Here is a 25,835-nt window from a genome sequence, read left to right as displayed (position 1 = left end):
CGCTACTCCTCAAATTTACTTAAAACCTTTTGAGCGAGTTTATAAAACTCATCTTTATAAAATTCGTATTCATTATGCCAATCTTTTGGCAAGAAAAGCGCATCAAAGTGTCCCCCATAGTTTCCACAAGGAAAAAGCACGCTATCAGTTTGCGGATAAAAGCCCAAAGTATCAATTTTAAGATTATCAGCTATGTGGATATTGCCCGTTGAAAGGCTTATGCAAAGCTTTAATCTTCTTGTAAGCTCCACAAGATGAAGTAAATTTTCATCATTATTAAAAACTTTGATATTTTCTTCTTTAAAATCCTCAAATTCATAACCACTTTGTTTAAAATTCATAAAAACAAATAAAAAGTTTTTAAAACGCCCTGCTAAAGCCTTTGTAAGCTCTACCCAATCATTCATTTTTAGATTATAATGAGCCGAAGAAATTCCAAAGCAACTCAAACCTATGATATGCTTAAAGTCCTTTTGTATAGGCTTTAAAAAGGCATTGATATACTCTATATTTTCCCTATCACTTTGAATTTGTATAGGCATAGTTTTAAGATCAAACTCTTTTATCTTTGCATCATAACGTTTAGGATCAATCATCCTTACCAAGTCCAAACAACGTTGAATTTCAAGCCTTTTTAAACGTTTGATATGCTTTGGGTGTTTAAAACGAGGCGAAAAAAGCGTGTGTAAATGCCTCCAAGTGATGATATTTTTGCATTTACTTTGTTTGGCAAATTTGATATTTTTGCTCGTTCTATGGGCGAGGATAAGTGTGTCGATGTTGTATTCATCGATGATTTGGGGCAGATTCTCATCGTTTTGAGTAAATTCAAGCCCTTGCAAGAAAATTCTATCAATAAAATCAAAATTTTTACACAAATAAAAGCCAACTTTGCTCGTAAAAAGCAAAAGCTTAGCCCTTGGGTAAAGCTGCTTTATCACATACAAAGCAGGTAAAGATGAGATGATATCCCCTACTCCTAACCTTCTATCAAAAGCGATAACCTTTGGCTCTTTCATTCAAGCACCACGCCTTCATTGATAACAACTTCGCCGATGATGAAAGCGTCTGAGTTTTCAAGTACTTTTGAAACATTTTCTGGCGAAACAACTAGCACAAGTCCCACGCCCATATTAAAACTTCTATACATTTCAGCTTCTTCTACTGCCTCGCCTATGGTGTAAAAAATTTCAGGAGTTTTAAGATGATGTTTTCTAATCACTGCTCCTAAGCCCTTAGGAAACACTCTTGGCAGATTTTCTACCAAACCTCCACCGGTGATATGAGCTAAAGCATTGATAAAAGGCTTAAGCTTTAAAAAGTCTTTAACATAAATTCGCGTTGGCTCAAGCAAGATATCGATGAGTTTTTTACCCTCGATCTTATCATCAAATTTAAGCCCTAAAGCCTCAAAAAGCACCTTTCTAGCTAAAGAATAGCCATTTGAATGAAGCCCAGAACTTGGCAGAGCTAAAAGCAAATCGCCGTTTTTAACAAAGCTCGTTCTGTCAATCTCTTCTTTTTCAGCCATACCCACAGCAAAACCAGCTAAATCAAAATCCTTTGACGCATACATAGAAGGCATTTCAGCTGTTTCACCACCTATTAAAGCACACTGGGCTATCTTACAAGCCCTAGCAATACCTGCAACCACGCTTTTTGCAACTTCCACATCAAGCTTAGCTGTAGCATAATAATCCAAAAAAAACAAAGGTGTAGCAAAATTGCAAATCAAGTCATTCACACACATAGCCACCAAATCCTGCCCTATGCTCTCATATCTTTGCGCGTCAATTGCCAAACGAAGCTTAGTGCCAACCCCATCAGTCGCGGCTAAAAGCACAGGTTTTTTATAGCCGCTTGGTAGCTCAAAAGCTCCAGAAAAAGAGCCAATGCCACCTAAAACCTGAGGCGAAAAAGTCTGCTTTACCAAAGGCTTGATCGCCTCTACAAAGGCATTGCCATTATCTATGCTTACTCCAGCTTGCTCGTATGAAATTTTCATTTACATTTCCTTAAATTTAAAAGGCTATTGTAACTAAAAGCATTTTTAAAAGGGCTTAAATGAGCGAAGTTTTTTTTGTAACAGCAAGTATAGCTTGTGGTAAATCAACTTTTATGCAAATTGCCAAAAACAAAGGTTTCAAGGTGCTTAATGCAGATATGATAGCTCATGAACTTTTAGATGAAAATGCTTTAAAAATCGCTGGTTTATTTGATGATAAAAGCTTGATAAAAGAGCAGAAAATCGATAGAAAAGCCTTAGCAAACATAGTTTTTAACGATCATCTTGCCAAAGAAAAGCTTGAAAATTTTTTACACCCTAAAATTAGGACTGAAATCATAAAACAAATCGAGCTTTTAAAAAATTTTAGTCCCATTTTTGTAGAGCTGCCTTTATTTTTTGAGACAAAAGCATATTTTGAACTTGGAAAAAGTATCTTAATCTACGCCCCTAAAGAACTCAGTCTAAAACGTTTAATGCAAAGAGATAGTTTGAGTAAAAAAGAAGCTTTACAAAGGCTTGAAGCTCAAATGGATATTGAAAAAAAGCTTGAACTTGCCGATTTTGTCATCAAAAACGAGGGAAATTTAGAGGAATTTAAGCAAAACTGCGAGGAATTTTTTGATACAATCAAGCTTTTAAACAAGGGTAAAAATGAAATTTTATAAGTATTGTGCGAGTGGAAATGACTTTGTGCTTTTTTATAGTGATAAAAAAGGCGATTTTAAAGAACTTGCTATCAAGCTTTGCAACCGATATAGTGGCATAGGAGCTGATGGACTTATCGTGATTTTACCACATGAAAAATACGACTTTGAGTGGCAGTTTTATAATTGTGATGCAAGTGAGCCTGCAATGTGTGGTAATGGCTCAAGAGCGGCTGCTCACTTTGCCTGCTATATCTTAAAAATGAAGCCAAATTTAAGCTTTTTAACAAAGGCTGGAGTAATCAAAGCAAATGTTGAAGAAGACATTGTTGAAACTCAGCTTACAAAGGTAAAAGATGAGGTGCAAAGCTTTGAATTTGAAGGCAAAAAATGGCAAATTTGTGATACTGGCGTGCCTCATTTGGTGCATTTTTGTGAGGATTTAAGCGAATTTGATCTTAAAACTTGTCAGATTTTACGCCAAAAATACAATGCAAATGTAAATTATGCCAAGATAGAACATGAAAAGCTTTTACGCGTAAGAACCTTTGAACGAGGTGTTGAAAATGAAACTTTAGCTTGTGGCACAGGCATGGCAGCGTGCTTTTATCTTGGAGTTTTAGAGGGTAAGCTTGAAAAAAATATCAAAGTTTTACCAAAAAGCGAGGAAGAATTAAGCCTTAGACTTGATGAAGAGGGAAATATATTTTTTCAAGGAAAGGTGAGGTATTGTTTTGAAGCCAAGTATAATTTTTCTTAAGCTTTGCTTGCCTATCTTTGTTTTAGCCTTTGAAGCTGGTTTTCACAAGGAGTATTATAAGCTCAGCACCGATGAAAAAAGAAAAGTTTTTATCGAAAAAATTGATACCTTACTTGATCATTCTTTTGAAAAGGTTGCGCAAGAACAAGCCTTTATAAAAAATTTCTTTGAAACGCATGCTAAGGCTGGCTTTAGAAATATCAGCAAAACAGAGCTTCAAACACTCATCGCGCTCAAAGAAAAATACAGAGTGAAAAATCTTTTTGATTTTAAAGAGTATCAAAAACGCATAGGTGTAGTGCCAAAGTCTATGGGCATAGCTCAAGCTCTAGTTGAAAGCGGCACAGGCACAAGCCGTTTTGCTAGGGAAGCAAATAATCTTTTTGGCGAATGGACTTGGGGCGAAAAAGGCTTGGTGCCAAAGCACAGAAAAAGGGGCAAAACGCACAAAATCAAGATCTTTGATAGCTTGCAAGAAAGCGTTGATTCATATCTTTTAAATCTTAACAGACATTTTGCATATGAGGAGTTTCGAACAAAACGTTTCAAAACCTTGCAAGAAGGGCGTGAATTTAAGGGCTTAGAAGCGATTAAAACCTTGCATAATTACTCAGAAATCAAAGGCGAATACGAAAAAATTCTCAAAAATGTGATTGAAAAATATAAGCTTTATTTATTGGATTAAGAAGGCTTAAAGAGTCTTTGGATTTCAAGATTTTAAATTATAAAAAATTTTAAAAACTTAAAGCCCAAGTTTCAAAAGGCACGATCTCAAATTTCACGCCTTGTTCAAAAAACTGATCTTGTGATGAAAGCGTAACAAAAACCACATGAAAAATTTCTTTTTCCAAAGCCTTTGGTAAAATTTTTTGAGCTTTTAAACGCAATAAATCAATATCTTGCAAAGCACTGCAAATAAAGCCTATCTTACTTTTTTCAAGATAAAAATCAAATTCTTTTGTGTAAAAAATAGGCTGTTTAAATTTAAAAAGCTCACACAATACAAGATTAGCAAAAAGCGTTGAAAAATCCCTTTGTATCAGCAAGGCATTTTTAAAAGCAAAGTCTGTAAAATACGCTTTTTTAAGGCGTTTTTGATGATGAGGGACAAAAAAAATCAACCCCCTTTGATAAAGCAAGTCAATACACTCATAAAGCTTATCTTTTGAAATTTTCATTTCCTTTTTAAGCTTGGTATAAAGAGCATTAACGCTGAACTCAAGCCCTAAATGCAAGGCTATAAATTTAAAAATCTCAAGTTCAAGGGCAGTAAAATGGCTTCGTAGATAATCATTTAGCTCTATATTTTCGCTTAAATTTGCCCTTCCGCTTTGCAAGTAGTTGCCAAGTTGCGAGCTGGTAGCATTTTTGGTGCTGTTTTGGCTTAAAAACTCCTCAAAATCCAAAAAATCAAGCTCTATTTTTTCAAAATCCTTGAAATTTAAGCTTAAAAACTCACTTGCCAAGATAAACTGATATTTTGATAAAAGCTTTGAGAAATCAAACTTAAAATTTATATCAATACCATAAAAAACGATAATTTTAATAGCCTTATCTTGCAAAAAAACCTCTAAATACTCTAAAGCTTGCAAGCTAAACCTTAAATCCTTAAAATTTAAAAACAAAAACTCTTCAGTCTTAAAATCCCTCAAGTAGTTTAAGATTAAAGCTTTTTTGCCACTTTTTAACGCTCCACATAGTAAGGTGTGTTTGCTATCAAGGCGAATTTTTCTCTCAAAAAGCCCTTTAAATTCCGGTGGATTTTCATAAAAAAAATTTAAAATTTTCAAATTTTATCCTTTTAAAAAGGAAATTATAGCTAAAAATTAAAAATTTTGAATTGAAATTAAGAAAAATAAGACAATTGTAATGAACTTGCTTAAAATAAGATAAATAAAAGTCCTTTAAGTTTTTAAAGCTTAACTCCCAAGCACTTTGCTTTAATAATGCTTGGGAAGTTTTTAGTTTTAATTAGCGTTTAATCCAGCTCATCATTTTTCTAAGCTCTAAGCCCACTTTTTCAAGTTGATGTTCGCTTTCTAAACGTTTTGTAGCGTTAAACTTAGCTTTTCTTCCAGAGCTAAACTCGGTGCTAAATTCACTTGCAAAAGTGCCATTTTGTATCTCTTCAAGCACTTTTTTCATCGTCTTTTTTGTTTCATCTGTGATGATTTTTTTGCCTATTCTATAATCCCCATACTCAGCAGTGTTTGAAATCGAGCTTCTCATCGCTGCAAAACCACCTGCATAGATAAGATCAACGATAAGCTTCATTTCATGAATACACTCAAAATACGCCATTTCAGGCTCATACCCAGCCTCGACAAGGGTTTCAAAACCAGCCTTCATCAGTTCAGTTACCCCACCACACAACACAGCTTGCTCGCCAAACAAATCAGTTTCCGTCTCTTCTTTAAATGAAGTCTCTAGGATACCAGCTCGTGCTGATCCTATGCCACTTGCATACGCTAGGGCGTATTGTTTGGCTTTGCCACTAAAATCTTGATAGATAGCGATTAAGCTTGGCACACCTTTGCCCGCTTGATATTCGCTTCTTACGGTGTGTCCGGGTCCTTTTGGTGCTATCATCACTACATCGATATTTTTAGCTGGTTCTATGAGCGCATAGTGTATGTTAAAGCCATGCGCAAAAGCAAGTATATCACCTTCCTTTAAAAAAGGCGCAACCTCAGCCTTATATAAATCAGCGCACAACTCATCAGGCACAAGCATCATCACAAGATCAGCTTTTTTTACAGCCTCGCTTACACTTAAAACCTCTAGCCCCGCTTCTTTAGCCTTAGCCACGCTCAAGCTTGTATCTCTTAAGCCCACAACGACTTTTACACCGCTTTCTTTGAGGTTTAAAGCGTGAGCGTGTCCTTGAGAACCATAGCCTATAATGGCGATCGTTTTTGACTTAAGCAAGCTTAAATCACAATCCTTGTCATAGTATTTTTGTATCATTTTTTCTCCTTTTAAAATGTAAAATTTGGTCTTTGCTTGTTCTTTTCTTTATCGTTCTTTCCTCCTTATTGTAGTGTTACGCTTTTTGTATGCGCGAGTTTTTCAAGCTGTTTAAGCAAAAAATCATCACATTCTCTAAGTGTTAAAAACAAGTCAAGTTCGTTAAATTCAAGCTTGATTAATGCAACTTGATTTTGGCTTAACAAAAGCATAATCCTTGCAAGATAACTTATATCATTCTTTGCAAGCTGTATGTGTAAATTTTTCATTTTTTTCCTTTATTTTGTGATGATTTCATCAGCGCTTTTTCCGCTTGGTATCATTGGCAAAACCTTTAAATCCTTATCGATGATACACTCTATCCATACCGGTTTTTTCTCTTTTAAAGCAAGTTTAAAGGCTTCTTTAAACTCCTTCATACTCTTGCAGCTAAAGCCCTTAGCATTAAAGCCTTCAGCCACTTTTACATAGTCTATTTTTTTGCGAATATCCGTGCTTGAATATCGCTTTTCATAAAACGCACCTTGCCACTGACGCACCATTCCAAGTGTGGAGTTATTAAATATCACTGAAATGATAGGAAGTTTATATTCTACGGCTGTGCTGACTTCATTTAAATTCATCAAAAACGAGCCATCTCCGCTTAAATGAATGACTTGTTTATGAGGACAGGCTTGCTTTGCCCCTATAGCACAACCATAACCAAAGCCCATAGTTCCAAGCCCCGCACTTGTTAAAAAATTTCTTGGGTTTTTATGCGTGAGGTATTGAGCTGCCCACATTTGGTGCTGTCCTACATCGGTTGTAAAAATAGCGTCTTTTTCACAACTTTGACTGATAAACTCAAGCACTTCTTTTGGATTCATAAAACTAGCTAATTCTTGATGCTCAAAAGCATTAAATTCAGCCTTTTCTTTTGCCTTTGCTTTGTGAATTTGTTCTAACCAAGCTTCGTGCTTGTTTTCATACTTTAAGGTGCAAAGTTCTTTTAAGATATGCTTTAAATCCCCTATCACAGCACAATCTAAAGCCACATTTTTACCAAGCTCACTTTTATCAATATCAATTTGAGCTTTTTTAGCTTTCACACCAAAGTGGCTTGGTTTTAAAGCCACGCGATCAGAAAATCTTGCTCCTATAGCGATGATTAAATCAGCTTCATTGATGAGTGTATTTGCGCTGATATTGCCATGCATACCTATCCAGCCTATATTTAAGCTCTCATCATCAAGCACACCAGCACCCATTATAGTATGCACGAAAGGTAAATTCGTAAGCTTTACAAATTCCCTTAAAGCCTTATATGCATCTTTTGCACCACCGCCCACATAAAGCAAGGGCTTTTTTGCCTCATCGATGAGGCTTTTTAGCTTTAAAAGCTCATTTTTATCGTGTTTTAAAACAGGCTTTGAAAAAAGTTTTTGTGGCTCAAACTCAGTCAAAGCACTAAATACATCTTTAGTGATATCCACAAGCACAGGAGCTTTTCTGCCCTCATTGGCAAGATAAAAAGCCTCTCTTAGTGTAAAAGCAAGCTCATTTACATCGCGCACCATAAAGCTTTGCTTGGTAATTGGCATGGCTATACCTTGTATATACACTTCTTGAAAACTATCTTTACCGATAAGCTTGCTTGGGACATTTCCAGTGATTGCAACCAAAGGTGTGCTATCCATGTAAGCCGTGGCTAAAGGGGTGATGAGATTTGTAGCGCCCGGACCACTTGTAGCGATAATCACACCGGTTTTTCCACTTGCTCTAGCATAGCCATCAGCTGCATATCCAGCACCTTGCTCATCAGCTGGCATAATATGCTTGATTTTATCTTGATATGAAAAAAGCGTATCATACACATCAAGCACAGCGCCACCTGGATAACCAAAAATCGTATCTACCCCTGCTTCTAACAATACTTCCATAAGAATTTGCGAACCTTGCAATTTCATTGTTTTCCTTAAAAAATAAACTTAAATTTAAAAATAAAATCATCAAAAAAAGATGAAAAACGCAACCAGCTAAAAAACTGATGATAAAAAAATAATTAAATAAAAATAAGGGAATTATTTGACGACGATAATGTCAATCAGGGGAAGTTGAAGGATAATTGAAGAAAATTTTTGACTTTTGGAATTTGATAAATGTTGATGCTTAAAAAAGCATTGCTTAAATGCACTCATTGCTTTCTCCTTATTAAAGATATAAAATTAAATTATAGCACTTTTTTTACACTTTAAGCTTAAAATTATATTTTTTTTAGGCTTTTGTTACATTTTTGTTTTTTAGGCTTTTGAATTTTTTATCAAAAATTAAAAGAGTGGTTTAAAACCACTCTATTTTTAAAATTTCTTTCCAGCTAATTTAGCAAAAGCATAAAACACAGCCGCAACAACTAAGCCCCCAAGTCCTATGATAAGCTGTTCACCATTTGCATTTATAAGCAACCAAAAAGAAATGATAATTGCTATAACAGGCACGAAGCTAGGCACTTTTATGCTACTTTGTGGCAAGTCTTTTCTTTTGCGAAGCACCAAAACAGCAAGACAAGTAGGCACATACTGAATAAATCTTGAAATCACGCTAATTGCAGCAAGCACAGCAAAGCTTCCTATAAGAGTTCCATAAAGAACTAAAGCTAAGGTTAAAACTCCGGTGATAATAATCGCAACAACAGGAGTTTGAGCCTTGTTTTTATACGCGATAATCCTTGGCACCAAACCATCACTTGCTAGAGCATGCCCTACTCTTGGTGTAAGAATCGATGAAGCTGTGGCTATACCTCCTATAGAAATAAGTGTTCCTATACCAACTATACTCGCTCCATATCCTGAAAAAATCCTATCAAAAGCAGCAGCAATAGGAGCATTTTCTTTAGCTAAATCAAGTCCCAAAATCCCAATAGCCACGCCGATGATAAGTAAATAAAACACGCACACTATAATCATCACCCAAGTTATAGCTCGTGGCAAATCCTTTTTGGGATTTTTATAATCCTCAGCCGCAATAGCCAAAGACTCAAAACCCGTAAATGCGTAAAAAATAACCAAAGCAGCGGCTGAAAAAGCAGCTGAAAAACTTAGCACCTCCCCAGCACTTGAAGTTCCAAGAACCAAAAAGGGCTGAAAATTCTCAGCCTTCACAAACCACAAGCATACAAAGATAAAGATTAAAAGTGGAGTAAGTTTAGCTAAAGTGATGAGATTGTTAAAGAATTTTGACAAACCAATGCCAGCTAAGTTCATCAAGGTTAAAGCCAATACCAAACTTGAAGCGACTATAGCCTTAAAAGAGATTGGTAATTCTGAGCTACCATATATCCAAGCCCCTAAAGCCTCGCTAAAACCCGTTGCCATAGTCGCCCAAGCGATAATAGCAATCGCCCATTTCATAAAACCAACCTCAAAGCCCACAAATTCGCCAAAAGCTTCCTTAGCATACACATAAGCTCCGCCATTTTTTTCAAATTTAGCAGAAACTTCAGCAAAACAAAGGGCTATACTAATGGTAAGCAAAGCTACAAAAACCACTACCACAAGAGCAAAAGGACCGACTAAAGCCACAGCTTTATTAGGAAGTAAAAATATCCCAGAGCCTACTATAGCATTAAAACCTAATAACACAACACTTAAAAATCCTAATTTTGAATTCATTTTTTTCCTTTCTTGCATTCATTCACAAAGGCTTGAAATATAGCCCTTGAATGCTTATCTTTCATCGCCTCAGGGTGCCACTGCACACCAAAGACTAAATTTTTACTTTTTTGATACTCTATAGCTTCGATAACTAAGCCACTTTTTGCACTGATTTTAAAATCCTTTGCAAGCGTATCAATGCCTTGATGATGAAAGGAATTAACTTTGATTTTGCTTGGTAAAAAATTTGATAAAAAGCTGTTTTCAAGTATATCCACACGATGTGTCGCAAGGCTTGGTTTTTGCTTTTGCCTATGCTTTAAAACACTGATCTTTGCATAACTTAAGTCTTGATGAAGCGTGCCACCAAAAAAGACATTTAAAGCTTGCATTCCTCGACAAATCCCAAAGATAGGAAGCTCTTGCTTCATCGCTTCTTCGATGAGCCTAAACTCAAATTCATCTCTTTTCTTACAAACTTCTTCAAGTAAAGGTTTTGAGCTTTGTTTGTAAAATTTTGGATGTATATCAAAGCCTCCACTTAAAATCACTCCATTTGTATTTACAAGCAAAGATTTTATCGCTTCTTTTTCACAAAAGGGTATGATGAAAACGCCTAAATTTTTTTCCTCGCACTTTAAGAGCTTATCAACATAAGCTACATTAAGATAGTATTTTTTCTTAAAAATTTCCTTTTTAAGCCTTAAAACACTTGCAGAAATTCCTATAATCATCGTTTTTGCCCTCAACACATGAGATAAAGAAGTAAAAGAGAAGTTTTAAACTTAAGCATAAAAGTCCTTTTTTTAGACTATAAAATTAATCAAAGCTTCAAACTAAACTTTGATAGAGACAATGTAGCATAAGTAAGTTTAAGTTTATCTTAATATTTTTTCCAAGACTAAATTTTGTTTTTCAATTTGACAAAAATTTATTTTGATTGACTTTGAATTCTTTTTAAGTTATGCAAAAGCCTTGCCTCATCACCAAAACCCTTGCTTTCATAAAATTTCAAATCTTTTGCAAGGTATTTTTGCTTCACATAGCCACCAAAATCATGTGGATAAAGATAGTTTTTAGAAGCTGGGTTGTTATTGTCTAAGTGAGGCAGTATAGGCAAAGCTTCATTTTCATCAAGCCAAGCAAGAGCTTTGTTTATGGCTTTGTAAGATGAGTTTGACTTAATACAGCTTGCAAGATACACCACACATTGTGCAAGTATAATGCGTGCTTCTGGATAGCCTATGTTTTTTACTGCGCTAAGCGTAGAAGTTGCTAACACAAGAGCATTACAATCCGCATTACCTATATCCTCGCTTGCAAAGATCACCAAACGCCTTGCGATAAAATCCGCACTTTCTCCACCCTGAATCAAAGCAGCTAGATAATAAAGTGCAGCATCTACATCACTACCTCTTAAACTTTTTATCAAAGAGCTCGCCAAGCGATAATGTGTATCTTTTGAGCTTGTGCCATCTTTTAAAGCACTTGCCCTTAAGCTTTTAAGCGTTTTAAGTCTGATATGTTTTTCATCAAGAACTAAGGCGTATTCAAGCAAATTTAAAAGCGAACGAGCATCTCCACTTGAGCTATGTAGCAAATACGCCTTTGCGTCCTCATCGATTGCAAATTCAAGCTTTGTTTTTACTCTTTGAAAAAGAGCCTCTAAATCCTCTTGTTTTAAAGCCTTAAACTCAAAAAGCATACTTCTACTTCGTATGCCTGAACTAAGCACAAAATAAGGATTTTCAGTGCTTGCTCCGATTAAGATACACTGAGCATTTTCTAAAGGTACTAAAAGCATTTCTTGCTGGGTTTTTGAAAGGCGGTGAATTTCATCGATGAAAATCAAGGGCTTGTAAAGGCTATTTTCATATTTTGCAAAAAGTTTTCTAAGCTCTTCAAGCTTAAAACTTCCTCCATCAAATTCATAAAAATCAAGCCCAAACTCAAAAGCTACAGCCCTTGCAAAGCTGGTTTTTCCACATCCTGCTGGTCCAAAAAAGATACTATGGGGCAGTTTTTGTTTAGCCAAAAAGCTTTGAAATATCCTTTTAAGCTCATCTTGCCCGCAAAGCTCATCAAGCTTTTTTGGGCGAAAATACAGAGCAAGATTTTGCATTTTATCTTATAATCTTTTTTATTCTTTATAAAGTTCAAAAGCCTTGTCTTGACTAAGATTTCTATCTCCAACAAGCACTTCATCGTTAAGCTTGATTTGAGTAATGTTCTCATTTTTACCCTCAAGCTCGTATTTCATCGTATAAGCATTGTCTTTTTGCACAAAAAACTCGTCCATATCAAACCAAATAAGCACTGGAAAAATAGCACTTGGCAAAATCTCACTATGAGCGTTTAAAAGCACACTGAAATTACTCGAATCACTTTTTGCCAAGCCACTAAGCTTGAATTTTTTACCCTTAGAACTTACTGAAAAGTCATTCAGCATAATTTCAGCTTTTGAGCGAGCAAAAAGCTCAAACAACTCTTCATTATCAAGCAAACTTTCATGATCGATCCAAGGATTGCTTGAAATCAAAAGCTCTTTAGGTAAGTCTTTAGCATTCATATCAAAGTTGATTGCATGTAGGTTAAGCTGCATTTGCTTTGATTTAAAATCCTCAATCTTAAGCTTTATATTCAAATCATCTAATTCTTCGCCCATTTTTCCCATGCTTTCCATCACAACTTTTGAGATATTAATATCATCATAAAGCTCTATATTTTCAGCACTCAAATGTGATTTTGAAGCAACAATGCCTTGAGCATCAATATAATCTTGCAAAAATACAGGCTGCAAAAATCGCTCTTCGTATGCAAAATTTGTGAATTTAAAATGTAAATATTGCATAAAAAATAATGAAAAGTCAAATTCTTTAGTCTTTAAAGCAAAAGAATTTAAGCTTGAGTCCTTATTGACATTTACTTTCAACACAAAATCTTCAAGCTTAAACTCAAAAATATCCTCATTAAAATTTATATTTGTGGGCTTAAATTCAAGATCTAAGCTTTGATTAAATTTGAGTTTTCCATTTAATGTCAGAAAAATTTCTTCTTGTATGCTTTGCTTAAGAGAATCTGGGCTAAAAAAATTCGCCACAAAAGTATTTGGAGCAAAATAGCTGTTATGAAAAGTGATCTCAACTTTTATAGGCTCTGCAAAAGCTGCCAAACTTTCATCATCGATTACAAAATTTGCAGAAGAACTAAAAAATCCTTTTTTTAACTCAACATCTGTCAGTGCATATTGACTTGAAACTTGCTCAAAAAATTCCAAGTTAAGTCCCCTTACAAATGCAACTTGAGCTAAATATAAAACAAACAAAATGATGATTACACTCGAAAAAATAACGCTTTTTTTCATTGGTTATGCCTTTTGTGGAATGTTAAAGCTGTATTTTAATATATTTTTTTAAAAAAACTTCTTAAAAAATACTTTGTTCTAAGAAAACGATACTTTCCAGCTTGTATTTTGATTAATGAAATTTGGTTAAAATACACTTTTAGCTTCAAACTAAGGATAAATTATGAAAATTCTTATCAGCGGTGGGGCTGGGTATATAGGCTCTCACACCTTAAGGCAGTTTTTAAATACCAAACATGAACTTTGTGTTTTGGATAATCTTTCTAAAGGCTCAAAAATCAATCTTGATGCCTTGCAGACTTTAAGAAAGTTTAGCTTTTTTGAGCAAGATTTGGCTGATTTTAAGGCGGTAAAAAAGCTTTTTAAAGAGCAAAAATTTGACGCTGTAGTGCATTTTGCAGCTAGCATTGAGGTGTTTGAGAGTATGAATGATCCTTTAAAATACTATCTTAATAACACCGCAAATACTTCAAATCTTATTCAAACTTGTCTTGAAGAAGGGGTAAATAAATTCATCTTTTCAAGCACGGCTGCAACTTATGGTGAGCCTAGCACTCCTGTTGTAAGTGAGACAAGCCCCCTTGCACCCATCAATCCTTATGGACGCTCTAAACTTATGAGCGAAGAGGTTTTGCGTGATGCAAGTATGGCAAATCCTGAGTTTAAGCATTGTATTTTAAGGTATTTTAATGTGGCTGGAGCCTGCATGGACTTTGATATAGGACAACGTTACCCAAAAGCGACTTTACTTATCAAAGTAGCAGCTGAATGTGCGGCTGGCAAGAGGGACAAGCTTTTTGTATATGGAGATGATTATGAGACTAAAGATGGCACTTGTGTGAGGGACTTTATCCATGTTGATGATATAGCAAGCGCACATTTAGCTGCTCTTGATTATCTTGAGAGTAATGATAGTAATGTCTTTAATGTGGGCTATGGGCATGGTTTTTCAGTCAAAGAAGTCATTTGTGCGATGAAAGAAGTTAGCGGGGTTGATTTTAAGGTAGAACTTGCACCTCGCAGGGCTGGTGATCCTAGTATTTTAATCTCAAATGCAGATAAAATCAAAAGCCTTACAAGCTGGAAGCCAAAATTTGATGATTTAAAGCTTATTTGCAAAAGTGCTTATGAGTGGGAGAAGAAGTGTTAAATTTTGACATATTTTGATTAATAATATAAATTTTAGGTAGTATTTTTGAATTTATTTAACTATTTTTTTGTTATAATTTTTTTGAATTGTTAGGTTTAGAAAGTTAAAATATCTGAGAGGGTTGTAAATTTGAGTGATATTGTTAATAATGAAAAAGAAGATATAGATTTATATTCTGATGTGGAAGAAATGCCACAAGAAGGTGAAATATATCCTGTAAAGGAAGTTAAGATTGAAAAAAAGAGCTTTAGTGTTTTTGAGTTAAATAGAAAAATCGAGAAAGGTGACATCATTGTTAGTCCAGATTTTCAACGAGAATTAAGGTGGAACGACGCACAGCAATCTGAGCTTATAGAGTCTATCTTGATGGGAATTCCTATACCCATTATCTATGCATATCAAGCTACAAAGGGACATTTACAGATAGTAGATGGTAAGCAAAGATTAACTACTCTAAACAAATTTTTATCTAATGGGTCTGAACTAAAGGGTTTGAAAATTTTGAATGAATTAAATGGTAGTTGTTTTGAGAAGTTAAGTGGTCAATATAAAACACAATTAGAAGACTATCAAATAGATATTTATGTGATAATGTCACCAACTCCAGAAAAAATTAAATATGATATATTTGATCGGGTTAATCGCGGTGGGACAAAGATTAATAATCAAGAAATGAGAAATGCCTTATATAATGGTGTAGCAACCAGCGTTATTAACGAGATGTGTAATTTTGAAAATTTTAAGAATGCCACTTCAAATCCTGATAGTAAGGCTATGAAAGATAGGTATTTGGCTTTAAGATTTTTATCTTTTTATCTTTTAAGAACTAAGAAAATAGATGTGGATTTTGTTGTGCCTATGGATGATTTCTTAGCAAAGGTTATGAAAGAAATTAATAAGAAATTTAAAATTGGAGATTTTAAAAAGTTTTTAGCAGATTTTGAAATGATAATGAATGAAATTTATACCAAATATAAAGATAATTTATTTCGTTTTAATCCAAAGCAAGAATCAAAAAATAAAAGGAAGATTAGTATGGCTTTGTTTGAATCGTTAACTTATGCTTTTATTGTGGCACTAGAAAATAGTAAAGAATTTCCAACTAAAGAAAATATTGAAAAATTCAAAAACGAATTAGATAAACCAGAAAGAATTACTTACGGTATAGATAGTAAGGAGAACATTGATTTTAGATTTAATAAAGCTATGGAGCTTATAATATGATTAAAAAAGTCCATATACAAAATTTTAAATCTATCAATGATGAGAAGTTGGATTTTAAACCTTTTACCTTGCTAACTGGAACTAATTCATCTGGAAAATCTTCGGTATTACAGGCTATAAATTTATTTATCCAGCCGCCCAATAACAGCCCTAAAAAATCAATGTATATAAAAGATTTTACCGATCATCTTCGCAGGTTTGATGAGATTCGTAATAAGCAAAATAATAACAATACTATTTATATCCAATTAAATGAAAGTAGTATTGAAATCAAAAAAGACAAAATCAAGGAAAATATAAATTCAAATTTATATTTTGAAGAGAACTTCTATTACTTATGTGCAAATAGAACACTTGTATCAGATATTACAAAGGAAGAGCTTGATATTAAATTTGGTATCAATGGTGAATTTATAACCAGTTATTTTAATTCACACAGTTATAATCCAATTAGTGATTTTTTTATAGAATCAAAAGAGGAGAGTGAAATATTAGCTTACTACCTTGATGTGTGGATACAAAGGATTTTAGATATTAAATTTAGTTTTAATGTGACAAAAAATATAGATACAATTATAGCTAGGTACATTCAAAAAAATTTAAATGCAGAATTTATTCCATCAAATGTAGCTACTGGATTAAATTTTGTTACAAAAATTCTTATTGTAGGACTATCTCTAAAGAAAGGTGATATCTTTGTTGTAGAAAATCCAGAAATTCATCTTCACCCCAAGGCTATTTCAAATTTGGTAGATTTTTTTGCACTATTAGTATCAAATGGGGTGCAAGTTATTTTAGAGACTCACTCAAATTATCTAATAAGCAAACTTCGAATTCTAGTTTATAAAGAAAAGTTAAAACACGATGATCTGATTATTTATTACAAGGATCAGTCGTATGATAATTTTGAAAATATTTTTGTTAATAGCTCTGGATTTTTTTCAAATGAGGATGGAAAAAAGATAGCGTTTCCAACAGGATTTTTAGATAATGGTTTGGCTGAACTTATGGAAATTAGATGAATTACTCCTTAGTGCTTGAAAATGAATTACTCCTTGAATACGAAAGATTCAAACAATGTAAACTTCCCACAGATAGAAAAAAAATAGAATTGTTATTGGCATTGTATAAGCCTTGGCATATCATCAATAAAGATCAAATATCTTTATTAGAAAAAAATGGCTTAGAATTAGACAATGATGAGAAATTACGTATAATGGAAAGTGGCTATGGAAACCTTTCTTTGGAGGATCTAGCTAAAATAACCTTATATAAGATAATTTTAACAATGAAATCTCGTAAAGGCTTACCTTATGTTAATATTCATGGTGGAAAAATAGAAAATAATTATGTTGCAACCTTTAAGACAGGTGTTTCTAGGCAAGTTGCAATCGATCATTTTTCGCTTTTATTTAAGAATTGCAAATCTATCTTTTTCTACGATAAATACCTTAAATCAGATGATTTGCGAAATTTTATGAACCAATGCAATGCTGATAACATAAAAATTTATTTAACAAGAGATAGGTATGAGAATTTTGGAGGTAGAAATTTTGGTATGAATATTAATATAGATCAAAGATATAGTAGAGATTATAATGAAAGCAAAACACACGATCGTTATATTCTAGTTGAATACGAGGTTTATAGTTTGGAAATTATATTGACAAGTGGTATGGAGCATTTGATATCCGATAACAAGGATTTTACTTACATAATTCGTGTAATTGAAAAACACAAGCTCTAGCTAATAATTTTTTTTTGTAATGTTTTAAAGCTATCGAGATGTTGCAAATTTTTACAAGTCTAGAATTTAGGCTTTCTGAGGAATTTTTATGCTTAAAAAACTTTTTGCTGTTTTATCGAAGCAAGATAAACGCTTTTTATTTGCCTTGCTTGCTTTTTCTGTGTTTATTTCTTTTATAGAAAGCTTTGCTATAAGTCTTATCATGCCTTTTGTGAGTTTAGCAAGTGATTTTTCTTATTTTCAAAGCAATGCCTTTTTAAAGAGTTTTTTTAGCAAATTTAGGCTAAGTGAATATGAATTTGTCGCTCTTTTTGGGTTTTTTTTAATCCTTTTTTATCTTTTTAGAGCCTTTTTAAATGCTCTTTATTTTCATCTTTTAGCGCGTTTTTCTAAGGGGCGGTTTCATTTTTTTGCTTTGAGGATTTTTAAGCGAGTTTTGTTTTTAAATTATGAACGCTTTACTCAAAAAAAAACAAGTGAAATCATCAAAACTATCTCTAATGAAACTTACAATCTTAGCACCATGATCGCTTCTTTTATGCTTTTTTTAAGTGAAAGTTTTGTGCTGCTTTTAATTTATATTTTGCTGCTTTTAGTTGATTATAAAATCACTTTGTTTTTATCGGTTTTTTTGCTTATAAATGCTTTTATTTTACTGCGTCTTTTAAGTCCAGCTATAAAGCAAGCCAGCATTAAAAGAGAAAAGGCGATGAGTGGCTTTTTTGAGAGCTTAAATACAAATTTAAACAATTTCAAGCTCATTAAACTTAAGGGCGAGGAACAAAGCGTTGCAAGGCTTTTTGGCGAACAAAGCAAGCTTTTTTCAAAGGCAAATATCAGCAGTGAAAGCATTAATGCCTTGCCAAGAATTTATCTTGAAGCAGTTGGTTTTTGCGTTTTGATTTTCATCGTGATCTTTTTACTTTGGCAAAATAAAGGCGATGTAAGAAGCTCTTTGGCGATGATTTCTATCTTTGTGCTCGCACTTTACCGCCTTATGCCTTGTGCAAACCGCATTATCACAAGTTATCATGATTTACTTTATTATAAAAACTCACTTGACATTATCTATAAAAGCCTAAATGAGCCTTATGAAAGGCTTGAAGATGAAAAAATCAGCTTTGAAAAAAAGATAGAACTTAAGGATTTAAGTTTTCATTATGAGGGCAAAAAAGACTTATTTCATGGGCTTAATTTCACTCTTAAAAAGGGTGAAAAAATAGCCTTTATAGGACAAAGTGGCAGTGGAAAAAGTAGCTTTGTGGATATACTTTGTGGGCTTTTAAAGCCAAAGGCTGGGCAAATTTTAGTTGATGATAGCGTGCTGAGTGAAAAAAATCTCAAAGCTTATCGTCAAAAAATAGGCTATATCCCTCAAGAAATTCATCTTTATAATGATAGCTTAGCCTTTAATATAAGTTTTGAGCAAAATTTTGATGAAAAAAGACTACACAAAGTCATAGAACAAGCCAATCTTAAAAATTTTGTCTCAAATTTAAAAGAAGGCATATATACTCAAATTTCAGATTCCACCCTAAGTGGAGGACAAAGACAACGCATAGCCATAGCAAGAGCACTTTACACAGAGCCTGAAATTCTCGTGCTTGATGAGGCTACCTCAGCCCTTGATAATGAAAGTGAGGCAAAAATCATGAATGAAATTTATGATTTAAGCAAGGATAAAACCCTCATCATCATCGCTCATCGTTTAAGCACTATTAAGCATTGTGAAGCGATTTATAAACTAAAAGCTGGGATTTTAAGGAAGCTTGATGCTAAGCAAAAAGAGCTGATTTTATCTCAGTATAAAGAAGAAAAATGAAAATTTGTTTTATCATCGCGAGTTTAGGAAATGGCGGAGCTGAACGCGTTTTAGTCAGTCTTGCTAATGAGTTTTGTAAAAAACATAACGTGCAAATCATTAAATTTGATGATAAAGAAAGCTTTTATAAGCTTGATGAGAGTATATATTTAAAAGAACTGCCTAAGTTTAACTGGCATAATTTATATCATAAAATAGCAAGCAGGATAAAGAAATTCCTTGCTTTAAGAAAGGCGATGAAAGAGGCTAAGGCTGATATTTTCATCTCTTTTTTAGATACTACAAATATTGCTTGTGTGTGGGCTAAAATAGGCTTAAAAACGCCTTTGATCATCAGCGAGCATAGCACTCAAAGTTATTTAAAAAGCAAAATTTGGCGTTTTTTAAGAAGACTAAGTTATCCGCATGCTCAAGCTTTAACCGTGCTTTCTTTGCAAGATAAAAGCTATTATGAAGCCTTTGTAAGCAAGGTTGAGCTTATCTTTAATCCTTGTCATTTTAGCATATGCCAAAATCCTAAAAAAGAAAATTTAGTGCTTTTTGTAGGCAGGCTTGATGCTAATAAAAACCCAGCCCTTTTTTTAAGGGCAATTTCAAATTTAAGTGCTGATTTAAGAGCAACTTATCGCTTTTGCATAGCAGGAGATGGCGAGCTTAAAGATGAGCTTATCTTACAAGCACAAGAACTTGGCATAAAGGTAGAGTTTTTAGGCAGGGTAAAAGATATGCAAAGCCTCTATGAAAAAGCAAAAATTCTTTGCCTTTGCTCCTTTGTGGAGGGCTTACCAACGGTTTTGATCGAAGCTTTGTTTTTTAAAATCGCTCGCATAAGCACAGATTATGTTAATTCAGCTAGGGATTTAATCAGCCCAGACTTTGATGGCTTTTTAGTGGCACTTGATGATGAAAAGGCTATGGCTAAGGCTTTAGAAAAGCTAATGAGTGATGAGAGCTTAAGAGAACAAATCGCACAAAAAGCCTTAAAACGATGTGAAAATTTTTCAATTCAAAACATTGAAAAACAATGGTTTAAACTCATAAGCGAGCTACAATGAAGCCCTTTTTATCAGTTTTAATTTGCACTTATAATAGACTAGAGCTTTTAAAGCAGGCTTTACAAAGCGTGCTAGAGCAAGACTTTAAAGACTTAGAAATCATCATTAGCGACGATCACTCAAATGATGGCACAAAAGAGTTTATCAACACTTTTGCAAAAAATGAACCTCGTCTTAAATACAGCCTTAATACCAGCTATAAAAAGGGTCCAAATGGAAACAAAAATAACGCCCTTGATCAAGCAAGGGGCGAGTATATTTTGTTTTTAGATGATGATGATATGCTTTTAAATGGGGCTTTAAGCACGCTTGTAAGTAAAGTTAAAGAGGGCTTTTCTCATGTTTTTGGCAATTGCTTGGTTGAAAAAGATGGGGTTTTAAGCACTGAATTGAGCGGAAAAGGCTTTACTAAAGATACTGAAGTAAACAAAAAAGACTTTTTACTAGCTAAGATGAATGGGGAGTTTTTGGGTATGTTTAAAAAATCCTTGCTTGAAAATAGCCGTTTTGATGAGAATTTTTGGGGCAATGAAAGTGTGCTTTGGCTGAACTTATATAAAGAAAAAAGCTTTTATATACACAAGGCTTTGAGAATTTATCGTATCAAAAGAGCAGATAGTGTTACAAATCAAGCCTTTTTAAAGGCTGATCGTGTGTATTTAGGCTATGCAAAGATGGCTGAGCTTTTAGAATGTGAGCTTAAAAAGACTAAGGATAAGGATTATAAAGCTGCTACAGCAATGCAGTATAAAATGGCAGCTTATTATGCAAAGATGGCAGGGCTTTATAAAAAAATGTATATTTATCTTTTTAAAAGTTTGAGTATAAAGCCTAATTTTCCAGCACTAGCCTTACTTTGTTTAAGTTTTGTTCCAAAAGCAATGTTACAATATTTTTCAAAAATCAGAGTGAGTTTAAAGTGCAAAAATTAGGAATTTTTATCTATTCTTTAGGAAGCGGTGGGGCTGAACGCGTTGTAGCTACGCTTTTGCCATCTTTGTCTTTATTTTATGAGGTGCATATCATCTTGATGAATGATAAAATTTCGTATGAGCTCGAAAATGCTCAAATTCACTTGCTTGAAAACTCAAAGCCAAGTGAAAATGCACTTTTAAAATTTCTTAAACTTCCCTTTTTGGCTCTAAAATACAAAAAACTTTGCAAAAACTTAAAGCTAGATAAGCAATTTGTCTTTTTAAACCGCCCAAATTATATAGCCTTGCTTGCTAGACTTTTTGGCTTAAAAATCCCTCTTATCATCAATGAATGCACCACTCCAAGCGTTATGTATCAAAGCCTTAGCCCAACTTCACTTGTAAATAAATTTTTAATACAATGGCTGTATCCAAAGGCTGATTTAATCCTAGCAAATTCTAAGGGCAATCAAGAGGATTTAATTTTAAATTTTAGCATCAATGCTAGCAAATGCAAACTCCTTTATAATGCCATTGATTTAGAAAAAATCACACAAAAAGCAAATGAGCCTATAGACTTTAAGGATGATTTTATACTCAGTATCGGTAGGCTTGATAAGGGTAAAAATCACGCCCTTTTAATCAAAGCTTATGCAAGGCTTGATACAGAGCTAAAGCTTCTTATCTTAGGCGAGGGTGAGCTCAAAGATGAGCTTGAAAGCTTGATAAAAAGCTTAAATTTAAAAGAAAAAGTCTTTTTGCTTGGTTTTGATAATAATCCTTACAAATACCTAAGCAAATGTAAATTTTTTGCCTTTGCTTCAAGCTTTGAGGGCTTTTCAAATGTTTTAATAGAAGCCTTAGCTTGCCATTGTGCTGTATTAAGCTCAGATCATAAAAGCGGAGCTAAAGAGCTTTTTGGGGATAATGAATTTGGACTTTTAGTCAAGGTAAATGATGAAAATGCCATGTTTGAGGGCTTAAAAATTATGATAGAAAATGAAAGCTTAAGAAAAGCCTATCAAGAAAAAGCTTATCAAAGAGCTCAAAACTTTGATAAAAACGAGATCGCTAAAAAAGCTTTAGAGTTCTTAAAAAGCTGTGAAATCAAGGAAAACTAAGATGAAAAAAAATCAAAATTCGCCTCAAAAAACAGAGCCCTTAACAAGAAATTTTTTTGATATAAGTCAATTTTCTTTAAAAAAAGAATTATTTATATACATGGCTTTAGCCTTTGTTTTTAGCGTGCTATGTAGGCTTTATTGGGTGCTTTGGGCAAGTAATTTTAGTGAGTTTTATTTTAATGATGAGCTTATGATTATCTCAAATGATGGATACGCTTTTGCTGAGGGTGCAAGAGATATGATCGCTGGCTTTCATCAGCCAAATGACTTATCTTATTTTGGCAGCTCCTTATCTACGCTGACTTATTATCTTTATAAGCTCACGCCTTTTAGTTTTGAGACTATCATTTTATACATGAGCGTATTTTTTAGCTCCCTTGTTGTCTTGCCTGTTATGCTTATTGCTTATGAGTATAAAATGTTAAAAGCTGGCTTTTTAGCAGCCTTACTTGCAAGCATTGCCAATAGCTATTATAACCGCACTATGGCAGGGTATTATGATACTGATATGCTTGCTATTGTGCTTCCTTGCTTTGTGCTGTATTTTATGATCAGGCTTATCATCAAAAAAGATAAATTCTCCCTCATCATTTTGCCTTTTGTGATGATGTTTTATCTTTGGTATTATCCCTCAAGTTATACTTTAAATGTTGCTTTTGTTGGGCTTTTCTTGCTTTATACTCTTGCTTTTCATCAACAAGAAAGGATAAATTATGAGGCTTTAAGCTTTATGCTTATCGCACTTGCTCCTATTGCTTGGTTTTATCAAGCTGCAATTTTAGCCTTACTTTTTGCATTTTTCAATCTCACAACTCGTTTTTTTACACTCAAAGCTTTAATTTGGCTTTTGATCTTAAGCCTTGTTTTTCTTTTTTTAAGCGGTGGGCTTGATCCTATTTTGTATCAGCTTAATTTTTACATCTTTAAAAGTGCTGCTGTAGGAAGCGTGAGTGAGAGTTTTAGCTATTTTAATGTCAATCAAACCATACAAGAAGTAGGAAGCATAGATTTATCAGTCTTTATGCAAAGAATTGCAGCCAGCGAGCTTGCCTTTATATGTGCGGTTTTGGGCTTAATCTTACTCATCAAAGATCACAAAAGCTTTTTACTAGCCTTACCTATGCTCGCACTTGGTTTTTTGGCTTTACGCGGGGGACTTAGATTTACCATTTATGCGGTGCCTGTGATGGCTCTTGGCTTTGGGTATTTTGTGCATTTTTTAGTTCTTAAATTTGCTCGCTTTAAGATGGCAAAGCCTTTTATACTCACCTTTGCACTCATTATCAGCTTAGGTTTTGCTTTAAAACATATCTACGAATACAAAGCCCCAAGCGTGTTTAATGCAAATGAAGCTCGAATTTTAGATAGGCTTAAAAGTATAGCTAATGCTGAAGATTATGTGCTTGCGTGGTGGGATTATGGTTATCCTGTGCGTTATTATAGCGATGTTAAAACCTTAGCTGATGGAGGCAAGCACTTAGGCAAGGACAATTTTTTACCATCTTATGCTCTAAGTTTTGATCAAGTGAGTGGGGCAAATTTAGCAAGATTAGGTGTTGAATACACCGAAAAAAGTTTTTATGATAAAAATGACAGCCTTTTGCAAGCTGATCTTTTAAAGGCTATGATGAGAGATTATAATGCAAGTGAAGCAAGCTTGTTTTTACACGCTCTTAAGGATAAAAACTTCAAAGCAAATGAAAAAACAAGGGATATTTATTTTTATTTACCAGCTCGTATGTCGCCTATTTTTCCAACTGTAGCGAGCTTTTCACATATTGATTTGCAAAATGGGCAGATTAATGATCCTTTTGTTTTTAGCACAGCTTTAGCTTTAGGAAAAGATGAAAAAACAGGCTTTTATTATTTAAGTAATGGTATGTTTTTAAGCGATGATTTTACACATATAATGCTTGGTGAAAATGCCTATGCGATCAAGGCTGTATATGAATTTGACTCTATAAAAGATGCTTCTTTTAAGCAAAGAATGATTGATGAAAATGGTAATTTTTATGTATTTTATCTTAAAGAAAGCTTAAGTTATCCTATGCAATTTATCATTATGGATAAAACAATGTTTGATAGTCTATTTGTCCAGCTTTTTTTCTTTAATAATTACGACAAAGATTTATTTGAACCAGTCATTTTAGATAAAGATGCGAAAATTTATAAGCTTAAGCGTTAGGTAAAGCTGTGAGAGTAGGATTTTTAAGCCATAGTGGGGCAAGTGTATATCATTTTAGAATGCCTATAATTAAGGCTTTAGAGGCAAGAAATGATGAAGTTTTACTCATCTTACCAAAAGATGAATACGCTTTAAAACTTGAAAAAATGGGCTTTAAGGTTGTTTTTTATGAGCTAAAAAGAAGCTCTATCAACCCTTTTGTAGTGTTTTTGAACTTTCTCTCGCTTTTAAAGCTTTTAAAAAAGCTTAAACTCGATCTCATTCAAAGTGCAGCTCACAAAAGCAATACCTTCGGATTAATCGCTGCAAAATTTGCAAAAATTCCTTATAAACTCGCGCTTGTTGAGGGCTTAGGTAGCTTTTATATCGACAATGACTTAAAAACTCGCCTCGTTCGCCTTAATATAGAGCTTTTATACAAAATTTCTTTTACAATCGCTGATAAATTCATCTTTGTAAATGAAAGCAACGCTCATTTTATGCAAAATCTTGGCTTAAAAGAGGAAAAAATCATCATCATCAAATCAGTTGGTATAAACTTAAGACAATTTTTTCCTATGATTGCAAACAAAGAGCAAAAAGAGCATTTTTTCAAAGAACACAAGCTTAATCCTCATAAACCTTTGGTTATAATGGTTGCAAGGGCTTTATGGCACAAGGGTATAAAAGAATTTTATGAAGCAGCTTTAAACTTAAATAACTTTGCAAATTTTATTCTTGTTGGCGGACGCGATGAGAATAAATCCTGCGCTGATTTAAAGTTCTTAAATGAAGGCAAAGTGCGTTATCTTAGCGCAAGAGAAGACATCGCTTTTTTGCTTAACTTAAGCGATATTTTTGTTCTACCAAGCTATAAAGAAGGCTTTCCAGTCAGTGTTTTGGAAGCAAAAGCGTGTAAAAAAGCTGTGGTGGTAAGTGATTGTGAAGGTTGCGTGGAAGCTGTAAGAAACGGCGTTGATGGGCTTTGGGCAAAAACCGCAGATAGTAAAGACTTAAGTGAGAAAATCAAACTCTTGCTCGATGATGAAAGATTAAGAGTAAATTTAGCCAACAACGCTTATAAAGACGCTCTAAACTACGATGAAAATCTCATCGCTGCAAGGTATTTAAAACTCTATGATAACCTTATAAAAAGCTAAAAATCAAATTACTCTACCATTTATAAATCTCAAGATAAATGAAAAATATTTTAGAGTGAAAAACTCATTAAATTTCATTTAACAAAACACATTATAATCAAGC

General features: G+C 33.7%; 23 protein-coding genes. 13 read left to right on the top strand and 10 right to left on the bottom strand.

The annotated features are described in order from the left end of the window. Positions 1–2 precede the first annotated feature (2 nt). Both CQA38_RS01750 and purM read right to left on the bottom strand, forming a co-directional pair. Complete coding sequence (locus CQA38_RS01750; RefSeq protein WP_137632279.1) at positions 3–1,019, bottom strand: glycosyltransferase family 9 protein; 1,017 nt, start codon at positions 1,017–1,019, stop codon at positions 3–5. Then, positions 1,016–2,005 carry a phosphoribosylformylglycinamidine cyclo-ligase gene (gene purM, locus CQA38_RS01745; protein ID WP_137632278.1) on the bottom strand — a complete coding sequence of 330 codons (990 nt, stop codon included), beginning with the start codon at positions 2,003–2,005 and terminating at the stop codon, positions 1,016–1,018. Before purM ends, CQA38_RS01750 begins: the two co-directional genes overlap by 4 nt. Positions 2,006–2,064: 59 nt before the next feature. Here purM and coaE point away from each other — a divergent pair, with 59 nt between their 5' ends. From coaE to CQA38_RS01730, 3 genes are read left to right on the top strand one after another with little or no spacing between them, the layout of a single operon-like run. Then, positions 2,065–2,673: a dephospho-CoA kinase gene (gene coaE, locus CQA38_RS01740; RefSeq protein WP_137632277.1), complete on the top strand. Its 609-nt coding sequence runs from the start codon at positions 2,065–2,067 to the stop codon at positions 2,671–2,673. Further along, complete coding sequence (gene dapF, locus CQA38_RS01735) at positions 2,660–3,412, top strand: diaminopimelate epimerase (RefSeq protein WP_137632276.1); 753 nt, start codon at positions 2,660–2,662, stop codon at positions 3,410–3,412. Before coaE ends, dapF begins: the two co-directional genes overlap by 14 nt. Further along, the gene (locus tag CQA38_RS01730) at positions 3,387–4,097 is read left to right on the top strand and encodes a glucosaminidase domain-containing protein (protein WP_137632275.1); all 711 of its coding nucleotides are present in this window, start codon (positions 3,387–3,389) and stop codon (positions 4,095–4,097) included. The genes dapF and CQA38_RS01730 overlap by 26 nt, the downstream gene beginning before the upstream one ends. Before the next feature lie 49 nt (positions 4,098–4,146). Here CQA38_RS01730 and CQA38_RS01725 read toward each other — a convergent pair whose 3' ends face one another. From CQA38_RS01725 to CQA38_RS01690, 8 genes are all read right to left on the bottom strand, one after another. Further along, a complete protein-coding gene (locus CQA38_RS01725; protein ID WP_137632274.1) occupies positions 4,147–5,202 on the bottom strand; it encodes an ATP-binding protein in 1,056 nt (351 codons plus the stop codon). 181 nt (positions 5,203–5,383) lie between these two features. Beyond that, positions 5,384–6,379: a ketol-acid reductoisomerase gene (ilvC, locus tag CQA38_RS01720; RefSeq protein WP_137632273.1), complete on the bottom strand. Its 996-nt coding sequence runs from the start codon at positions 6,377–6,379 to the stop codon at positions 5,384–5,386. A gap of 65 nt (positions 6,380–6,444) precedes the next feature. Beyond that, the gene (locus tag CQA38_RS01715; RefSeq protein ID WP_137632272.1) at positions 6,445–6,648 is read right to left on the bottom strand and encodes a hypothetical protein; all 204 of its coding nucleotides are present in this window, start codon (positions 6,646–6,648) and stop codon (positions 6,445–6,447) included. 9 nt (positions 6,649–6,657) lie between these two features. Continuing rightward, positions 6,658–8,325, bottom strand: a complete 1,668-nt coding sequence (ilvB, locus tag CQA38_RS01710) for a biosynthetic-type acetolactate synthase large subunit (RefSeq protein WP_137632271.1) — start codon at positions 8,323–8,325, stop codon at positions 6,658–6,660. A gap of 390 nt (positions 8,326–8,715) precedes the next feature. After that, positions 8,716–10,026, bottom strand: coding sequence for an APC family permease (locus CQA38_RS01705; protein ID WP_137632270.1), 1,311 nt, complete (start codon positions 10,024–10,026; stop codon positions 8,716–8,718). Further along, positions 10,023–10,742 (bottom strand): gamma-glutamyl-gamma-aminobutyrate hydrolase family protein, encoded by a 720-nt coding sequence (locus CQA38_RS01700; protein WP_170999459.1) that lies wholly within the window; start codon positions 10,740–10,742, stop codon positions 10,023–10,025. The genes CQA38_RS01705 and CQA38_RS01700 overlap by 4 nt, the downstream gene beginning before the upstream one ends. A gap of 197 nt (positions 10,743–10,939) precedes the next feature. Continuing rightward, a complete protein-coding gene (locus CQA38_RS01695) occupies positions 10,940–12,130 on the bottom strand; it encodes a replication-associated recombination protein A (RefSeq protein WP_137632268.1) in 1,191 nt (396 codons plus the stop codon). Between the two features lie 18 nt (positions 12,131–12,148). After that, the gene (locus CQA38_RS01690) at positions 12,149–13,372 is read right to left on the bottom strand and encodes a DUF945 domain-containing protein (RefSeq protein ID WP_137632267.1); all 1,224 of its coding nucleotides are present in this window, start codon (positions 13,370–13,372) and stop codon (positions 12,149–12,151) included. 163 nt (positions 13,373–13,535) lie between these two features. Here CQA38_RS01690 and galE point away from each other — a divergent pair, with 163 nt between their 5' ends. From galE to pglA, 10 genes are all read left to right on the top strand, one after another. Beyond that, the gene (galE, locus tag CQA38_RS01685; protein WP_137632266.1) at positions 13,536–14,522 is read left to right on the top strand and encodes a UDP-glucose 4-epimerase GalE; all 987 of its coding nucleotides are present in this window, start codon (positions 13,536–13,538) and stop codon (positions 14,520–14,522) included. Between the two features lie 129 nt (positions 14,523–14,651). After that, a complete protein-coding gene (locus CQA38_RS01680) occupies positions 14,652–15,746 on the top strand; it encodes a DUF262 domain-containing protein (protein ID WP_170999458.1) in 1,095 nt (364 codons plus the stop codon). Next, on the top strand, positions 15,743–16,768 hold the full coding sequence (locus CQA38_RS01675) for an AAA family ATPase (protein WP_137632265.1): 1,026 nt from the start codon (positions 15,743–15,745) through the stop codon (positions 16,766–16,768). The genes CQA38_RS01680 and CQA38_RS01675 overlap by 4 nt, the downstream gene beginning before the upstream one ends. Further along, positions 16,765–17,493: a hypothetical protein gene (locus tag CQA38_RS01670; protein ID WP_170999457.1), complete on the top strand. Its 729-nt coding sequence runs from the start codon at positions 16,765–16,767 to the stop codon at positions 17,491–17,493. The genes CQA38_RS01675 and CQA38_RS01670 overlap by 4 nt, the downstream gene beginning before the upstream one ends. Positions 17,494–17,581: 88 nt before the next feature. Further along, positions 17,582–19,315, top strand: coding sequence for an ABC transporter ATP-binding protein (locus CQA38_RS01665; protein WP_137632263.1), 1,734 nt, complete (start codon positions 17,582–17,584; stop codon positions 19,313–19,315). Next, positions 19,312–20,370 (top strand): glycosyltransferase, encoded by a 1,059-nt coding sequence (locus tag CQA38_RS01660; protein WP_137632262.1) that lies wholly within the window; start codon positions 19,312–19,314, stop codon positions 20,368–20,370. Before CQA38_RS01665 ends, CQA38_RS01660 begins: the two co-directional genes overlap by 4 nt. Next, a complete protein-coding gene (locus tag CQA38_RS01655; protein ID WP_137632261.1) occupies positions 20,367–21,302 on the top strand; it encodes a glycosyltransferase family 2 protein in 936 nt (311 codons plus the stop codon). Before CQA38_RS01660 ends, CQA38_RS01655 begins: the two co-directional genes overlap by 4 nt. Further along, on the top strand, positions 21,290–22,405 hold the full coding sequence (locus tag CQA38_RS01650) for a glycosyltransferase (protein WP_137632260.1): 1,116 nt from the start codon (positions 21,290–21,292) through the stop codon (positions 22,403–22,405). The genes CQA38_RS01655 and CQA38_RS01650 overlap by 13 nt, the downstream gene beginning before the upstream one ends. 100 nt (positions 22,406–22,505) lie before the next feature. Next, positions 22,506–24,593: an STT3 domain-containing protein gene (locus CQA38_RS01645; protein ID WP_137632312.1), complete on the top strand. Its 2,088-nt coding sequence runs from the start codon at positions 22,506–22,508 to the stop codon at positions 24,591–24,593. Positions 24,594–24,601: 8 nt separating this feature from the next. Continuing rightward, complete coding sequence (gene pglA, locus CQA38_RS01640; protein ID WP_137632259.1) at positions 24,602–25,732, top strand: N,N'-diacetylbacillosaminyl-diphospho-undecaprenol alpha-1,3-N-acetylgalactosaminyltransferase; 1,131 nt, start codon at positions 24,602–24,604, stop codon at positions 25,730–25,732. The last annotated feature ends 103 nt before the right edge of the window (positions 25,733–25,835 follow it).

The sequence above is a fragment of the Campylobacter sp. MIT 12-5580 genome (assembly GCF_005406235.1).
GTDB lineage: Bacteria > Campylobacterota > Campylobacteria > Campylobacterales > Campylobacteraceae > Campylobacter_D.
The sequence above is the reverse complement of the archived record's forward strand: the minus strand, read 5'-3'. Positions and strand labels throughout refer to the sequence as shown.

Coding starts and splice junctions, on each gene's coding strand:
- purM (WP_137632278.1), bottom strand. CDS start 2,005: ATGAAAATTTCATACGAGCAAGCTGGAGTAAGCATAGATAATGGCAAT.
- dapF (WP_137632276.1), top strand. CDS start 2,660: ATGAAATTTTATAAGTATTGTGCGAGTGGAAATGACTTTGTGCTTTTT.
- coaE (WP_137632277.1), top strand. CDS start 2,065: ATGAGCGAAGTTTTTTTTGTAACAGCAAGTATAGCTTGTGGTAAATCA.
- CQA38_RS01705 (WP_137632270.1), bottom strand. CDS start 10,026: ATGAATTCAAAATTAGGATTTTTAAGTGTTGTGTTATTAGGTTTTAAT.
- CQA38_RS01675 (WP_137632265.1), top strand. CDS start 15,743: ATGATTAAAAAAGTCCATATACAAAATTTTAAATCTATCAATGATGAG.
- CQA38_RS01655 (WP_137632261.1), top strand. CDS start 20,367: ATGAAGCCCTTTTTATCAGTTTTAATTTGCACTTATAATAGACTAGAG.
- galE (WP_137632266.1), top strand. CDS start 13,536: ATGAAAATTCTTATCAGCGGTGGGGCTGGGTATATAGGCTCTCACACC.
- CQA38_RS01700 (WP_170999459.1), bottom strand. CDS start 10,742: ATGATTATAGGAATTTCTGCAAGTGTTTTAAGGCTTAAAAAGGAAATT.
- CQA38_RS01645 (WP_137632312.1), top strand. CDS start 22,506: ATGGCTTTAGCCTTTGTTTTTAGCGTGCTATGTAGGCTTTATTGGGTG.
- CQA38_RS01695 (WP_137632268.1), bottom strand. CDS start 12,130: ATGCAAAATCTTGCTCTGTATTTTCGCCCAAAAAAGCTTGATGAGCTT.
- ilvB (WP_137632271.1), bottom strand. CDS start 8,325: ATGAAATTGCAAGGTTCGCAAATTCTTATGGAAGTATTGTTAGAAGCA.
- CQA38_RS01660 (WP_137632262.1), top strand. CDS start 19,312: ATGAAAATTTGTTTTATCATCGCGAGTTTAGGAAATGGCGGAGCTGAA.
- CQA38_RS01750 (WP_137632279.1), bottom strand. CDS start 1,019: ATGAAAGAGCCAAAGGTTATCGCTTTTGATAGAAGGTTAGGAGTAGGG.
- CQA38_RS01670 (WP_170999457.1), top strand. CDS start 16,765: ATGAATTACTCCTTAGTGCTTGAAAATGAATTACTCCTTGAATACGAA.
- CQA38_RS01690 (WP_137632267.1), bottom strand. CDS start 13,372: ATGAAAAAAAGCGTTATTTTTTCGAGTGTAATCATCATTTTGTTTGTT.
- CQA38_RS01665 (WP_137632263.1), top strand. CDS start 17,582: ATGCTTAAAAAACTTTTTGCTGTTTTATCGAAGCAAGATAAACGCTTT.
- ilvC (WP_137632273.1), bottom strand. CDS start 6,379: ATGATACAAAAATACTATGACAAGGATTGTGATTTAAGCTTGCTTAAG.
- CQA38_RS01715 (WP_137632272.1), bottom strand. CDS start 6,648: ATGAAAAATTTACACATACAGCTTGCAAAGAATGATATAAGTTATCTT.